This is a genomic window from Aeromicrobium ginsengisoli, from assembly GCF_004134905.2.
Classification (GTDB): Bacteria; Actinomycetota; Actinomycetes; order Propionibacteriales; family Nocardioidaceae; genus Aeromicrobium; species Aeromicrobium ginsengisoli.
The window spans coordinates 262,722-276,659 of sequence record NZ_SDPQ02000002.1 but is presented as its reverse complement, the minus strand read 5'-3'; the positions used below and the strand labels follow the sequence as shown (position 1 = coordinate 276,659).

Sequence of the window (13,938 nt, the reverse complement as noted above, 5' to 3'; positions counted from 1 at the left end):
CACCTGACAGGGGCGTCAGGACGGCAAGTCGGCGGCGATGACCTCGGTGCCGCGTGCATCGACGACCTTGAAGCGCTTCGCGTCGGCCAGCAGCACCGATGCACTCATGTCGCACGTGATGACCTTGCCCTTGACCCCGATGAACTCGCCCGCGTCGTACGCCTTGCCGTCATCGCCCTCGACCCACATCTCAAACCTTTCACCCGCGGGCAGCCCCTTCGTGGTGAGCTTGATCTCGACCCCCCACGTGTGGTCGACCAGACCGGCCGACGCTGTCACGCCGTCGACCGACTCGACCTTCGGTACCGTGATGATGGTCGGTGCCGGTGGGTCGTGCTCCGGGAGCGCCACCACGACGATCGTGGCCGCCGCGGCCCCCACCAGTACACCCCCGACCGCCGGGGCCCAGCGACGCAGGCCATGAACCGGCTGCGGCAGCGTCCGCCTGATGCGTTCATCCAGCTCAGGCGGCGGCACGACGCCCACCGGTCGTATGTCGTCGAGGTCGATCTGCTTCAGCGCGGCGGCCAGGGGTCCGATCTCGGCGACTTCTGCTCGGCACTCGGCACACGCGGCCAGATGCTGCTCGACGTCACGTAGCAGATCCGCGTCGTCGAGCTGGCCGAGAACGTACGCGCCCAAGGACTCTCTCAGCTCGTCGTGCGTACGGCTCACGGCTCGACCACCATCATCTTCATCGTGTGTCTCAGCTGTTTGAGTCCATGGAACACCCGGCTTCTCAGCGTACTCACCGAGACGCCCAGCTCAGCGGCCACCTCGTCGTACGGTCGGTCGCGAAGGTAGGTCTCCACGATCGCCGTTCTGTGGTCGTGGCTGATCAGACCCAGAGCACGCGTGATGAGGTCGGCATCTGCGACGCTGCCCATCGGGTCCGGCATCTGTCCCTCTCCTCGTTCGGCGACCGCTGCAGGCAGGGCTGCGACCCTCGCGCGGGCTGCAGCGTGGTCGATGATCACGTTGCGCAGGATCGCGAACAGCCACGTCCGGAGCGTCGCCCTGGCCGGGTCGAACCTGGCCCCTGCTCGCCAGGCCCTCACGATCGTCTCCTGCACCGCGTCCTGGGCTGCACCGTCATCGGACAACCGACTCAACGCATAGCGGTAGAGCTCCGCCCCGTGGCAGGCATAGCCCTCGCGAGCCAGCGACTCAGGCGAATCGAGGACACCGTCGTCGCTGGCCCGTGAGCTCCTCCACGGTGCCACCAGGGCTGCTCCTGTGCTCAGTTGCGAGGCGATCCGCGCCCCGGTCTCAGGGCTGCGGGATGGCGAGGTCGGCGACGTCGTGAGTGAAGTTTGCCACCTTGGTGACGTCCCCGCTCAGCAGATCGACCCTGTAGAGACCGCCCAGGCCGCCGTTGGTCGGACGCAGGGTCGCGAAGCCGGCGTTGCCGGTGGCGGTGCCGTTGGACGAGACCGAGCTGACGATGTCAAAACCCGAGATCGGCCCGACTCCGCCGCCGAACGGTCCGGACACCACGAGCGTTCCGGAGTTGGCGGGCACCTGCTGGGCAACCCGGTCGAGCGTCGTGTCGAGGTCGAACAGCGTCGTGCCCGTGGTCGTCACCGAGAACGCGTCGTTGTTGGTGTAGGCGGCACCCGTGATGCCTGTGGCCGTGGGGCCGGGGGTCGGCGGGTTGCCGACGGGGTAGTTCAGTGCGCCGTCGACTGCCGTCGTGGGCGTAGCCATCGAGACGTCGTGACGCAGGCTCTGTCCCGTGTTGCTCACGATGCGGAGGCGGTCCGCAACCGGGTTGAAGTCGACGCCGAAGTGGGTCCCGTTCAACGCCTCGCTTAGCTGCGAGACCTTGACCGCGGCACCCGTCGAGGGACTGATCGTGTAGATGCCACCCGCGTTGCCCACGCCGTAGAACGTGTGGTTGCTGGGGCGCTGGTCGATGCCGATGAGCCGGGTGTCGCCCGTCAGACCGGTGACTCCCCCGAGAGCCTTGACCTGAGCACCGGTCGTCAGGGAGAAGGTCTTGAGGGTCTTGCCGTTCGACGACAGCCCGAGCGCGGTCCTGGGAACCGTGTCGGCGCTGGCCGATCCAACAAGTGCTGCGGTGGTGCCGAGTCCGAGAGCAGCGACTGCTCCAAGTGCGATGGCAGTACGAGTGCGCTGACGCATGGGTTCCTCCGTCGTCCGGGCCGGCACCATTGCCGGTCTCGTGAGGGGATACCGGCCCCGGACCGTCCGCGTTGAAGCCGCCGCGGACTTTCTTCGGCGTGGTCCTGAGACACTGGTCCGGTGCCAGAGCACTACTTCGAGGGAACGCCCACCAGCGACGACCGTCGGCGAGACATCACGACGCGGATCTGGGGCAAGGAGCTGACGTTCACCACCTCGGCAGGGGTGTTCTCGCATGACGGCCTCGACAAGGCCACGGCGGTGCTGCTCCACACCTCGACCCCGCCGACGGGCGGCACAGTCCTCGATCTCGGCTGCGGCTGGGGACCCATCGCCTGCGCCGTCGCCGATGCCGGATCGACGGTGTGGGCGATCGACCCCAACGAGCGCGCGCTCGAGCTGACCGCGCTCAACGCGTCCCGCCTCGGCGTCGACGTGCACACGGCGCTGCCCGATGACGTACCGGCCGATCTCGTGTTCGACGAGATCTGGTCCAACCCGCCGATCCGCATCGGCAAGCAGGCCCTCCACGACCTGCTGCTGCGCTGGCTACCTCGCCTCGCACCTGGCGGTGTCGCCCGCCTGGTGGTCGGCAAGAACCTCGGCGCCGACTCGCTGCAACGCTGGCTCACCGACCAGGGTTGGCCGACCGAGCGCGTCGCGAGCGAGAAGGGCTTCCGGGTCCTCGAGACCCGCCGCGGCTAGTAGGACCTGATGCGGCGGACTGCCGAGACCTTGTTGGCGACGTACTGATCTCCGCCGAACGAGACCTTGATGTCGTGATAGCCCTTGGACAGTCGCGGCAGGAGGATCGAGCGGGTGCCCTTCTGGCTCGAGTAGAGCACGGTGCTCACGATCCGCTTGCTCCCGTCGTAGACCCGGACAGGCCCAGTCGGGGCCAGCACACCTGGCACGTTCACCTTCATGACCAAGGTGGCGCGCGACGTGTACCGCACGCTGGTGGGAAGTGACGTGGAGACCGACGTCGGCAGAGCAATCAGAACGTCTGGGTAGGACTTCGACGACGAGGCGGCGGAGTCGGCGCCCACGAACGCCGCCCGCACCGCGTTCTGTCCCCTCAGCCACGCCGTGCCGGGTATGGCGATGGTCGCCACCCCGTTGGTCGTCGCTCCTTTGGCCAGGACCACCGTGCCGCGCCGGATCTCGACCATGCCGTCGGCTGGCACGTCGCCGTCCTTGGCCGTGACCGTGACGGTCTGGGTCGACCCGTAGCGGAACGTCTCGGGCAAACCGGTCATGGTCACGGTGGGTCCGTCTGCCACGGGGACAGTCGGTTCTGACATCGAGGTGAACCGGGCGAAGGCGTAGGTGCCCGGAGCAATCCGCACCGAGAACGTGTGTCCGACATCGTCCCTCGTCGGAGAGTACGATCCAGCACCCTGGTTGTAGAACTGGACGCCGTCCCGGTACCACTCGTATGACACGTGCGCCGGGACCCGCACCCACGGCCCACGCGTCACGGTGAGCGGCTCACCGATGGTCGGCTTGCCAACCACAACAGGCGGGCCGAGTGGTACCTCCGCACGACTGAGGTCGAGCGTGCCGGCACCGCACCAGTCGTTGCCACTGCAGTTGAGATTGATGTAGTAGGTCCTACCGTCGTACTTGATCGCCTTGCGCGCATACGTCGATGAGTACGGCCGGTGCGGTCGCATCAACGCCCTCAGCTCATCGCCGATGTCGTTCACCTGCGTGGTCCCGAGGGAGTACAACAACGCAGCGGCAGCCGAGATCTGGGGCGCGGCCATGCTCGTGCCTTCGTAACGTACGTACTTCCACCCGTCAGCCACGGCGCCGGTCTGGCCGGAATTGCCCAGCGAGACGATGCCGTCGGCAGTGCCCTCGACCAACATGTCGCCACCGGGGGCGGAAAAGTCCACGGAGGACCCGATGTTCGAGTACGAAGCGCTGAAGCCCCGGCCGCTCGTGGCGCCGACGGAGTAGAAGCCGCTGCAGGAAGCCGGAACGGCGAGGTTGGCGTTGGCACCGTCATTGCCTGCTGCCGCCACGAGCACGGAGCCACGGTCGCGCGCGGCCGACGCGGCCGCTGCGTAGGGGGTGCAGAACTCATCGCGCTCGGCCTTGGTGTCGTAGGTGTAGCCGAGTGAGAGGTTGACGACTCGTGCCTTCTCGTCCGCCGTCTGGTCCGTGATGCCGTCGACGTGACCGCCTGACGCCCAGGTCATGCCGGCGATGATGTCGGAGTCCCAGCCGCCGCAGTGGCCCAGGACGCGCACGGGCTGGATCTTGACGCCCGGTGCGACGCCCGTGATGCCCAGGCCGTTGTCTGCCTTGGCCGCGATCTGGCCGGCGACGAACGTTCCGTGCCATGAGCTGGGATACGCCGGTGAGTTGCGGTAGCAGAATCCCCTGGTGGCCCAGTCTCCTGGGTCGCTGGGGTTGGGATCACGTCCGTCACCGTCACCAGCATTCTTCAACGCCAACGGGCTGTCGGCGCTGATCATGTCGTAGCCCGGCACGGTCTGTCCGTCGAGGTCGGGGTGCGGGAGGATGCCGGTGTCGAGCACGGCGACTCTGACCGAGTCCGAGCCTCGTGTCACTCGCCAGAGCGACGGTGCCTTGACGCTGTAGCCACCGGCCGGCGACTTCGAGGCGGAGTCCCACACGTTCCACTGCTTGGAGAAGTACGGGTCATCGACCGGCACACCGGTGACGCTGCTTCGTGTTGACGCAGCGTGTTGGGCGCCGCCCAGACGACATCGGCACGCTTGGCGACCGTTGCTGCGACGTCGGCCGCCACGTCGCTCGAGACCGTCTGGTCGAAGTCGATCGTCGAGATCTTGCCGGTCAGCTTGTCGTCGTCCTTGACCTCGGCCTTCGAGCCCAGCGCGTCGTCGGTCGCCGCGAGCGCACCGTCAGAGGGGGTGGTCGTGGTGGTCTGCACGATGAGGCCGCGGGCCACAGGCTCGGGCTGCTTGGGGACCGGCCGGCCCGTCGTGACGGTGGCCGCAGCCGACGGAGCGTCCTCAGCGTTGGCGTTCACGCCGAGACCGGCGAGGGTCAGGGTCGCAACAGCGACAACGGTCAGAGTGCGGCGAGACAACGACACGGGTGGATCCCCCAAAGAAAGGGCGCGGCTCCTGTGAGCCCGCGCCGTACCCCAGCATCCTATCGAGCCACGGAGTCACGTGGGCGGCGGTTGGCGGAAGAATGCAAGAGGCCCGCCACCTTGCGGTGACGGGCCTCCTGACGAGCTGATGCCTACTTGGCGTCGTCCTCGGTGGCGGCTTCGACAGACTCAACCGGCTCGGACGGAGCCTCCTCGGCCGCGTCAGTCTCCGTGGCCTCGGCGACCGTCTCGGCTGCCTCAGCAGCGTCGTCGGTGGCGTCGACGGGCACATCGGTGCCCAGGTCCTCGGTCTCGACGACCTCGGTCTCCTCGACAGGCGCGGCGGCCTTGGGAGCAGCCTTGGCCTTCTTGGGCGTCTGGTTCTGCGCGCCGAACTGCTTGGCCTCGACGATCTCGATGACGGCCATGGGGGCGTTGTCGCCCTTGCGCGGCGCGACCTTCGTGATGCGCGTGTAGCCGCCGGGACGGGTCGCCATGGCGGGACCGATCTCGGTGAACAGCGTGTGCAGGATGCTCTTGTCACGGATGACCTTGACGACCTGGCGGCGGTTGGCCACCGTGTCGGTCTTGGCCTTCGTGATGAGCGCCTCTGCGTAGGGACGCAGACGACGGGCCTTGGCCTCGGTCGTCGTGATCTTGCCGTGCTCGAACAGGTTCTGCGCGAGGTTGGCGAGGATCAGACGCTGGTGGGCCGGGCTACCGCCGAGGCGAGGTCCCTTGGTGGGGGTGGGCATGGTTTCGTCTCCAAATGTGTTCGGGCTGAGCCGTCAAGGACGGGCAGTACTCAGTACTGCTCGTCCTCGGCGAAGCTGGCGTCGTCGTCGTCGTAGGCGTCGATGACGGCCGACGGGTCGAAACCAGCCGGGCTGTCCTTGAGCGCGAGACCCATCTCGGCGAGCTTGGCCTTGACCTCGTCGATCGACTTCGAACCGAAGTTGCGAATGTCGAGCAGGTCCTGCTCCGAGCGCGTGATGAGCTCACCCACGGTGTGGATGCCCTCGCGCTTGAGGCAGTTGTAGGACCGCACCGTGAAGTTGAGGTCCTCGATCGGCAGGGCGAGGTCGGCAGCGAGCTGCTCATCGACCGGGCTCGGGCCGATGTCGATGCCCTCGGCCTCGACGTTGAGCTCACGGGCCAGGCCGAACAGCTCCACCAGGGTGGAACCGGCCGACGCGATCGCGTCACGCGGCAGGATCGACTTCTTGGTCTCGACGTCGATGACGAGCTTGTCGAAGTCCGTACGCTGCTCGACTCGGGTCGCCTCGACCTTGTAGGTCACCTTGAGGACCGGCGAGTAGATCGAGTCGACCGGCATACGGCCGATCTCTTCGTCACCGGACTTGTTCTGCACGGCCGAGACGTAGCCACGGCCACGCTCGACGACGAGCTCGATCTCGATCTTGCCCTTGGCGTTGAGCGTCGCGATGTGCAGGTCGGGGTTGTGGACCTCGACACCGGCCGGGGGCTGGATGTCGGCGGCGGTCACGTCACCCGCGCCCTCCTTGCGGAGGTACATGACGACGGGCTCGTCGTTCTCCGAGGAGACCACGAGCTCCTTGAGGTTGAGGATGATCTCGGTGACGTCCTCGGTCACGCCGGGGACGGTCGAGAACTCGTGCAGGACGCCGTCGATCTTGATCGACGTGACGGCTGCACCCGGGATCGACGACAGGAGCGTACGACGAAGCGAGTTGCCGAGGGTGTAGCCGAAGCCGGGCTCCAGGGGCTCGATGACGAACCGCGAACGGAACTCGTCGACGACCTCTTCGGACAGGGCGGGGCGCTGGGCGATGAGCATTGTTTCTTCCTTTCCGGACCAACCTCTATTTGAAGGTCCGGGTTGTTTTCTCTGGTGAGAGCGGGGCCAGATCAGATCTTGGAGTAGAACTCCACGATCAGCTGTTCGTTGATCGGGACCGTGATCTGCTCGCGCACAGGCTGGCTGTGAACGAGGATCCGACCGCGCTCGGGCGCGACGTCGAGCCAGGCCGGCACGGTGTCGCGGTCATGGGTCTCACGCGCGACGATGAACGGCGTGGTCTCCAGGGACTTGGTCTTGACGTCGATGATGTCGTGCTTGCTCACCTGGAACGACGGGATGTCGGTCTTGACGCCGTTGACCACGAAGTGACCGTGGTTGACGAGCTGGCGGGCGTGACGACGCGTGCGAGCGAAGCCCGCACGGTAGACGACGTTGTCGAGGCGCGACTCGAGGATCTGCAGCAGGTTGTCGCCGGTCTTGCCGGGACGCCGCGAGGCGAGCTCGTAGTACTTGCGGAACTGCTTCTCGAGCACTCCGTAGGTGTAACGCGCCTTCTGCTTCTCGAGCAGCTGGTTGCGGTACTCCGACTCCTTGACGCGCGCGCGGCCGTGCTGGCCGGGAGGGTAAGGACGCTTTTCGAATGCAGCGTCACCACCGACGAGGTCGATGCCGAGGCGGCGCGACTTCTTGGTGAGAGGTCCGGTGTAACGGGCCATGGTTGATAGCTCCTAGAAAACTGTGTCTGTCTTGGGGGCAGAGTCGACGTCAGAGACGACGGTGCTTGGGGGGACGGCAGCCGTTGTGGGGGCTGGGTGTCACGTCAGAGATGGTGCCGACCTCGAGGCCGACTCCGCTCAGCGACCGGATCGCCGTCTCGCGGCCCGAACCGGGGCCCTTCACGAAGACGTCGACCTTCTTCATCCCGTGCTCCATCGCCTGACGACCGGCCGACTCGGCAGCCATACCGGCTGCGAACGGCGTCGACTTGCGCGAGCCCTTGAATCCGACGGTTCCGCCGGAGGCCCATGCGATCACGGCGCCCGAAGGATCCGTGATGGTGACGTGGGTGTTGTTGAACGTGCTCTTGATGTGGGCTTCGCCCTGAGCGACGTTCTTCTTCTCCTTGCGGCGAACCTTCTTGCCAGCTGTCTTAGGAGGCATGCGCTATCACTTCTTCTTTCCGGCGACGGTGCGCTTGGGGCCCTTGCGGGTACGCGCGTTGGTCTTGGTGCGCTGGCCACGAACGGGCAGGTGCGCACGGTGGCGACGGCCCTGGTAGCTGCCGATCTCCATCTTGCGGCGAATGTCACCGGTGACCGTACGACGCAGGTCGCCCTCGGTCTGGTAGTTCGCTTCGATGTGATCGCGCAGAGCGACGAGATCGTTGTCGTCGAGCTCGTGGACGCGCTTGTCCGGGCTGATGCCGGTTGCTGCGAGGGTCTCGGTGGCGCGTGTGCGGCCGATCCCGAATACATACGTGAGTGCGATCTCGATGCGCTTTTCGCGCGGGAGGTCGACTCCTACGAGGCGTGCCATCTAGGCATTTCCTTCCATTCGGCGAGGTATGGCCACCTGATGCACCCCGACTGCCTCCAGGATCTTTGGTCGACCCTGAGTCGGGCTCCGGCCTACGCTTCCGGAGGTGACCCGCCACGATGTTGCTGTGACGGGAGCGATCAGATGTTTCGTGTTGCTGTGTGAAGAACTTCTGCTCAGCCCTGGCGCTGCTTGTGACGCGGGTTTTCGCAGATCACCATGACGTTGCCGTGGCGACGAATCACCTTGCACTTGTCACAGATCTTCTTCACGCTCGGGTTGACCTTCATCGAGATTCTCTCTTTGGGATCTGAACGTGGTGGATTTACTTGTAGCGGTAGACGATGCGGCCGCGGGAGAGGTCGTACGGCGAGAGCTCCACCACAACACGATCCTCGGGGAGGATGCGGATGTAGTGCTGGCGCATCTTGCCGCTGATGTGCGCGAGAACCTTGTGGCCGTTGGCCAGCTCCACGCGGAACATCGCGTTGGGAAGTGCCTCTACTACGGCGCCTTCCATCTCGATGACGCCTTCTTTTTTCGCCATAACCTCTTCTTTGTGTCGCACTGCTCGTGAAACGGCTAGTTGGCCGTTCGGCCCGTTCTGGCGCACCCCAGCGAAGCCGCCTGAGCGGTGACCACGGCATGGGAATGCAGACCTGAAAAGGCCGACTCCCGATTCTACGCTCACACAGGCAGCAGACTCAAATCGCCGCCCGTCACGACAGGGCGTCGACGGCCGCCCTGTCGACCTGGTCGACCAGCGCGACGCCCTCATCGTAGGAGCCGTTGCCGTCCGAGAGCACGGCGACGAGATACGTGTGGCCGCCGGCCTCGATCTCTCCGATGCTCGTGACGTCCCACAGCCCGGTCGCCGACCGCTGCAGGTAGCCGACCTTGAGTGCCGCGTCGTCGGCATCGTCCGCGGCAGCCGAGACCCCGAAGTTCTGCGCCTCGACCACGTTCGACATGAGCCCCTGCTCGTACGCCTGGGAGTCGGCGGTCAGCACGGAGCCGGTGCCGAAGACGACCTTGAGCAGCGTGAGCTGGTCGACCGCTGTCGTCTGCGTGAGTCCCCAATAGCCGTTCGAGCCGACCACGGTCTCGTCGAGCCCGATGACGGCGTTGAACGCCTCGAGGCCCGCCTTGCCGCCGATGGTGTTGAACAGCGCCGTGGCGGCGGTGTTGTCGCTGCGCTCGATCATCGCGGTTGCCAGCGCCCGCTCGGACGCGGTGAGCGTGCGACCACCCTCCTGCGCCTGGTGGAGCAGCGCGACGAGGATGTCGACCTTGACGATGCTCGCGGTGTCGAATGAGGCGTCGCCGTACGACAGGGTCTCCCCCGTGTCGACGTCGAGCGCGGCGACCGAGAAGTCCGCGTCCGTGTCGATCGCCTCCAGCGTCGCCGTCGATGGCTCCGTGGTCACGGTCGTGGCGGCCGGCCTGGTCGGGGCCGTGGTCGTCGTCGGCGTCTGCGTCGTCACGGGCGTGGCTGCGTGGGAGTCCTGCGACGCCAAGATCAGACCGGTGACCGCGATGAGCGCGGTCACGAGCAGCCCCGCGACCCAATGCGCGGACGACTTCGCCACGCCGAGGACGCTAGGCATCGGCCTGTTTTCTGTCGGTTTCCATGACGGCGACGCTAGGAATCCAGGCTGGGCGCACCCTCCACGTCAGGTGTCAGGCCCCTGTGAGCCGTTCAGGTCGGTGGGCTGAACTCCGACTGCCCGGGGCCGTAGCGCTCGATGAGCCGCGACAGGACGATCGCGGTCTCGGTGTGGTCGATGTTGTCCGTCTCGACCCGCACACGTTCGAGCGCTCGCTCGAGATCGCGTACGTCCTTGGCCACGATGTGCAGGATCGCGTCGGCGGTGCCCGACACCGTCGCCGCAGCGTGCACCTCAGGCACCCGACTGAACGCCGCTCGCAGCTCGTCGGGCGAGATCGTGCCCTTGCAGTGCACCTCGACGTACGCCTCGGTGCTCCAGCCGACCAGGTCCGGGTCGAGGACGGCGGTGAAGCCGCTGATCACACCGTCGGCCAGCAGCCGGTCCATGCGCCGCTTGACCGCGGGCGCAGAGAGGCCGATCCGATCGCCGATCGTGGCGTAGCTGGCTCGTCCGTCCTCGAGCAGGCAGCCGATGAGCTTGCGGTCCAGATCATCCATCGAGCCAGTATTGCAAGAATCCGCCACAGATCGACCATTGACGCAAGAAATCGTCGGCCCTGCGCACAGTTTCCGATTCGTTGCGCCGTCCTGTCCGGCCCTAGCATTGATTCATTGCGCAACACCTCACCCCTGGAGGCCCACGTTGACCGTTCTCGACACCCGCACCGTCGTCCGTACCGCCGCCCCGTACGTCCGAACGTCGAGAACCCGGCACTACCTGATGTGCGAGCCGACGCATTTCGAGGTCACCTACGCGATCAACCCGTGGATGGACCCGACCAACCCGGTCAACGTCGATCGCGCGCGACTGCAGTGGGAAGTCCTGCGCAACACCTACCTGAGCCTCGGCCACCGCGTCGATCTCATCGAGCCCATGCCGGGCCAGCCCGACATGGTGTTCGCCGCCAACGGTGGCCTGGTCGTCGGCGGCCGGGCCTATGGCGCGAGGTTCCGCTTCCCCGAGCGCGCTGCGGAGGGCCAGGCGTACGCGTCATGGCTCATCCGGTCGGGCGTCACGGTCGCCGAGCCGACCCACACCAACGAGGGTGAAGGTGACTTCCTGGCCCTCGGCTCGATGATCCTCGCCGGCACCGGCTTCCGGACGTCGCTGGCGGCGCACATCGAGGCGGCCGAGGCGCTCGACCGTCCCGTCGTGTCGCTCGAGCTCGTCGACCCACGGTTCTACCACCTCGACGTTGCGATCGCCGTGCTCGACGACGGCAACGGCGACGCACCGGCCGAGATCGCCTACTACCCCGGCGCGTTCAGCAAGCACAGCCAGCGCACCCTGCGCGACCTGTTCCCCGACGCCGTCATCTGCTCGGAGGCCGACGCCCGCGTGCTGGGCCTCAACGCGGTCAGCGACGGACTCCATGTGGTGCTGCCGGCGGCCGCGACCGGCCTCGCGGCCTCCCTCACGGCGCGCGGCTACACCCCCGTGCCGGTCGACCTCGGCGAGTACATGAAGTCCGGCGGCAGCGTGAAGTGCTGCACGATGGAGCTTCACCGCTGAATTTGCAGGGCAAATGCCACTGTTGTAATTCAGTTCAATTCATTCCCACCAGTCACACCAGTCACGTAGGGTAACCGGGTGTCACGCTCCCGGGTCCTCATGGTGGTGCTGTTCTGCGCTGCCCTCCTGGTCCCGATCTCGGCCGCGCAGGCGAGCTATTCACTGATCTGCTCGGGCTATTCATCGTGCGCCGACAAGGGCTATGCGAACTTCGGCTACTCGACGCACAAGTCGACGAGCTACTGGCGGATGTACACCGGCACCAACTGCACCAACTACGTCGCATACCGGCTCGTGACGACCAACGGGATGCCCAACGAACGACCCAGGTCCGGCGTCGGCAACGCCGAGGACTGGGGCTTCGCGATGGCATCGATCACGGACTCGACTCCGGCGCTCGGATCAGTCGCATGGTGGGGCAAGACCGGCCACCACGTCGCGTACGTCGAGAAGATCGTGTCCTCGAGCGAGATCTGGGTGTCGGAGTCCAACTGGAGCGGCGCCTTCGACTGGCGCAAGATCACCAAGTCCGGGTCGGGGTGGCCTGACGGGTTCATCCACTTCAAGGACCTCAAGCTCGTCAACAACGTACGCCCGACCATCAGCGGCGTCGTCAAGGTCGGCGGCGCCCTCACCGCGTGGGGCGGCGACTGGACCCCCAAGGGCAACACGTACGTCTACCGGTGGCGCGCCGACGGCGTGAACATCCCGGGCGCCGAGGGCAAGACCTTCACCCCCACCGCCGCGCAGCTCGGCAAGCAGCTGTCGGTCTCGGTGACCGCCACCCGGCCCAGCTATCCGACCCTGCGGGCCTACTCGGTGTCGAAGAAGGTGGCACCGGGCACGCTCAAGGCCACGACCGCACCGGCGATCACGGGCACCGCGCGCGTCGACTCGACCCTCTCGGCGTCCGTCGGCACCTGGTCCCCCACCGGCGCGACGTACGCCTTCCAGTGGAACGTCGACGGCAACCCTGTTGCCGGCGCGACCGGCTCGACGTACACCCCCGGACCGGCCGAGGTCGGCCGCCGCGTCACGGTCACCGTGACCGCCTCAAAGCTCGGCTATGACAAGGTCAGCTCGACGTCCGCGCCGACCGCCGAGCTCGCCCCGGGCCCGCTGACCGCGACCACCAAGCCGAGCATCACGGGCACGCCCAAGGTCGGCCTGCCCCTGTCCGCGCACCACGGCACGTGGTCCAAGCCCGATCTGACCTTCACCTATCAGTGGTACGTCGACGGCACGGCGGTCAGCGGCGCCGACGGCACGACGTTCACGCCGCGCGCCGCAGACGTCGGTCGCCCCGTCACGGTCCATGTCACGGCTCGCCGCGCCGGCTACGCCACGACGACGGCCATCTCACCCCAGACCGCCCACGTCCAGCACGGCACGTTCAGGCTCATCGAGAAGCCCACAGTGACCGGAAACCACACACGCGTCGGGTCCCGGCTCACCGCCACGACCGGGCAGTGGTCGCCCGGCGGCACCTACAGCTACAAGTGGTACGCCGACGGCGTGCCGATCCCGGGTGCGACGAGCACGTCGTTCATCCCGACGAGCCGCCAGCTCGGCGCGAAGATCCGGGTTCGGGTGTTCATCCGCAGGGCCGGCTACGCCACCGCCTCGGCACTCGCCGACAACACCGAGAAGATCGAACGCGGCCGTATCCAGAACGTGACGCCCCCGACGATCACTGGTTCGTCGCGCCTCGGGTCCTCCGTGTCGGTCTCCCCCGGTGAGCACACGCCGTCCGGTGCGACGGTCCATTACCAGTGGCTGCGCGACGGCAAGGTGCTGACCGGGGCCACCGGTCGTACGCGCAAGATCAGCGTCGGCGACCTCGGTCACAAGCTCTCGGCACAGGTCCGGTTCGCAGCGCCGGGCTACACGACGCGCACCGTCACGACGGCTCCGACGGGCTGGATCAAGGCGAAGACCACGATCAGCGTCTCTGCCACCACGGGCACGCGACGCGTCTCGTTCACGATCAAGGTCGCGGCGGCGGGGCTGCCGGCCCCTGACGGCACGGTCCACGTCCGCTTCGCGGGCGACCACTACCGCACCGTGACGATCGTCGACGGCCGCGGCACGCTCGCGCTCACCAACCAGGCCTCCGGCACTCATGCGTACGTCTTCACGCTGCGCGGCACGCTGAAGCTCACTTCGGCGACCTACCGCAAGACCGTCACGATCGGCTGACG

Annotated in this window: 17 protein-coding genes; 3 read left to right on the top strand and 14 right to left on the bottom strand. The window is 66.8% G+C overall.

The window, feature by feature from the left end; genetic code table 11:
- Positions 1–15: 15 nt before the first annotated feature.
- From ESP70_RS08175 to ESP70_RS08165, 3 genes are read right to left on the bottom strand one after another with little or no spacing between them, the layout of a single operon-like run.
- Entirely contained in the window at positions 16–675 is a 660-nt protein-coding gene (locus ESP70_RS08175) for an anti-sigma factor family protein (protein ID WP_149688810.1), read from the bottom strand.
- Positions 672–1,223, bottom strand: a complete 552-nt coding sequence (locus tag ESP70_RS08170; RefSeq protein WP_149688809.1) for an RNA polymerase sigma factor — start codon at positions 1,221–1,223, stop codon at positions 672–674. Before ESP70_RS08170 ends, ESP70_RS08175 begins: the two co-directional genes overlap by 4 nt.
- A 46-nt stretch (positions 1,224–1,269) precedes the next feature.
- Positions 1,270–2,145: a DUF4394 domain-containing protein gene (locus tag ESP70_RS08165; protein WP_188110552.1), complete on the bottom strand. Its 876-nt coding sequence runs from the start codon at positions 2,143–2,145 to the stop codon at positions 1,270–1,272.
- A 120-nt stretch (positions 2,146–2,265) separates the two neighbouring features.
- Here ESP70_RS08165 and ESP70_RS08160 point away from each other — a divergent pair, with 120 nt between their 5' ends.
- Positions 2,266–2,850 (top strand): class I SAM-dependent methyltransferase, encoded by a 585-nt coding sequence (locus tag ESP70_RS08160; protein WP_149688807.1) that lies wholly within the window; start codon positions 2,266–2,268, stop codon positions 2,848–2,850.
- On the opposite strand, the gene ESP70_RS08155 is transcribed toward ESP70_RS08160, so the two are convergent.
- From ESP70_RS08155 to ESP70_RS08105, 11 genes are all read right to left on the bottom strand, one after another.
- Positions 2,847–4,832, bottom strand: coding sequence for a S8 family serine peptidase (locus ESP70_RS08155; RefSeq protein ID WP_149688806.1), 1,986 nt, complete (start codon positions 4,830–4,832; stop codon positions 2,847–2,849). The genes ESP70_RS08160 and ESP70_RS08155 overlap by 4 nt on opposite strands.
- Complete coding sequence (locus tag ESP70_RS08150) at positions 4,724–5,236, bottom strand: hypothetical protein (protein ID WP_149688805.1); 513 nt, start codon at positions 5,234–5,236, stop codon at positions 4,724–4,726. The genes ESP70_RS08155 and ESP70_RS08150 overlap by 109 nt, the downstream gene beginning before the upstream one ends.
- A gap of 152 nt (positions 5,237–5,388) precedes the next feature.
- Positions 5,389–5,991 (bottom strand): 50S ribosomal protein L17, encoded by a 603-nt coding sequence (gene rplQ / locus ESP70_RS08145; protein ID WP_149688804.1) that lies wholly within the window; start codon positions 5,989–5,991, stop codon positions 5,389–5,391.
- Between the two features lie 50 nt (positions 5,992–6,041).
- Positions 6,042–7,055 (bottom strand): DNA-directed RNA polymerase subunit alpha, encoded by a 1,014-nt coding sequence (locus ESP70_RS08140; protein ID WP_149688803.1) that lies wholly within the window; start codon positions 7,053–7,055, stop codon positions 6,042–6,044.
- A gap of 71 nt (positions 7,056–7,126) precedes the next feature.
- The gene (rpsD, locus tag ESP70_RS08135) at positions 7,127–7,735 is read right to left on the bottom strand and encodes a 30S ribosomal protein S4 (protein WP_056209369.1); all 609 of its coding nucleotides are present in this window, start codon (positions 7,733–7,735) and stop codon (positions 7,127–7,129) included.
- A 49-nt stretch (positions 7,736–7,784) separates the two neighbouring features.
- Positions 7,785–8,180, bottom strand: a complete 396-nt coding sequence (rpsK, locus tag ESP70_RS08130; protein WP_056209373.1) for a 30S ribosomal protein S11 — start codon at positions 8,178–8,180, stop codon at positions 7,785–7,787.
- Between the two features lie 6 nt (positions 8,181–8,186).
- Positions 8,187–8,555, bottom strand: a complete 369-nt coding sequence (gene rpsM / locus ESP70_RS08125) for a 30S ribosomal protein S13 (RefSeq protein WP_056399217.1) — start codon at positions 8,553–8,555, stop codon at positions 8,187–8,189.
- A gap of 176 nt (positions 8,556–8,731) precedes the next feature.
- Entirely contained in the window at positions 8,732–8,845 is a 114-nt protein-coding gene (gene rpmJ / locus ESP70_RS08120) for a 50S ribosomal protein L36 (RefSeq protein ID WP_007540807.1), read from the bottom strand.
- 35 nt (positions 8,846–8,880) lie between these two features.
- Positions 8,881–9,102 carry a translation initiation factor IF-1 gene (gene infA / locus ESP70_RS08115; RefSeq protein ID WP_007078610.1) on the bottom strand — a complete coding sequence of 74 codons (222 nt, stop codon included), beginning with the start codon at positions 9,100–9,102 and terminating at the stop codon, positions 8,881–8,883.
- A gap of 172 nt (positions 9,103–9,274) precedes the next feature.
- A complete protein-coding gene (locus ESP70_RS08110; protein WP_223148661.1) occupies positions 9,275–10,144 on the bottom strand; it encodes a serine hydrolase in 870 nt (289 codons plus the stop codon).
- Positions 10,145–10,254: 110 nt separating this feature from the next.
- Complete coding sequence (locus ESP70_RS08105) at positions 10,255–10,722, bottom strand: Lrp/AsnC family transcriptional regulator (protein WP_149688801.1); 468 nt, start codon at positions 10,720–10,722, stop codon at positions 10,255–10,257.
- Between the two features lie 145 nt (positions 10,723–10,867).
- Here ESP70_RS08105 and ddaH point away from each other — a divergent pair, with 145 nt between their 5' ends.
- Positions 10,868–11,737, top strand: a complete 870-nt coding sequence (ddaH, locus tag ESP70_RS08100) for a dimethylargininase (RefSeq protein WP_223148660.1) — start codon at positions 10,868–10,870, stop codon at positions 11,735–11,737.
- Positions 11,738–11,815: 78 nt separating this feature from the next.
- Positions 11,816–13,936, top strand: a complete 2,121-nt coding sequence (locus ESP70_RS08095; RefSeq protein ID WP_149688800.1) for a CHAP domain-containing protein — start codon at positions 11,816–11,818, stop codon at positions 13,934–13,936.
- The last annotated feature ends 2 nt before the right edge of the window (positions 13,937–13,938 follow it).

Bases quoted from the DNA above. Each gene is read 5' to 3' on its own strand.
- ESP70_RS08165 (WP_188110552.1), bottom strand. From the start codon at position 2,145: ATGCGTCAGCGCACTCGTACTGCCATCGCACTTGGAGCAGTCGCTGCT.
- rplQ (WP_149688804.1), bottom strand. From the start codon at position 5,991: ATGCCCACCCCCACCAAGGGACCTCGCCTCGGCGGTAGCCCGGCCCAC.
- ESP70_RS08140 (WP_149688803.1), bottom strand. From the start codon at position 7,055: ATGCTCATCGCCCAGCGCCCCGCCCTGTCCGAAGAGGTCGTCGACGAG.
- rpsD (WP_056209369.1), bottom strand. From the start codon at position 7,735: ATGGCCCGTTACACCGGACCTCTCACCAAGAAGTCGCGCCGCCTCGGC.
- rpsK (WP_056209373.1), bottom strand. From the start codon at position 8,180: ATGCCTCCTAAGACAGCTGGCAAGAAGGTTCGCCGCAAGGAGAAGAAG.
- rpsM (WP_056399217.1), bottom strand. From the start codon at position 8,555: ATGGCACGCCTCGTAGGAGTCGACCTCCCGCGCGAAAAGCGCATCGAG.
- rpmJ (WP_007540807.1), bottom strand. From the start codon at position 8,845: ATGAAGGTCAACCCGAGCGTGAAGAAGATCTGTGACAAGTGCAAGGTG.
- infA (WP_007078610.1), bottom strand. From the start codon at position 9,102: ATGGCGAAAAAAGAAGGCGTCATCGAGATGGAAGGCGCCGTAGTAGAG.
- ESP70_RS08105 (WP_149688801.1), bottom strand. From the start codon at position 10,722: ATGGATGATCTGGACCGCAAGCTCATCGGCTGCCTGCTCGAGGACGGA.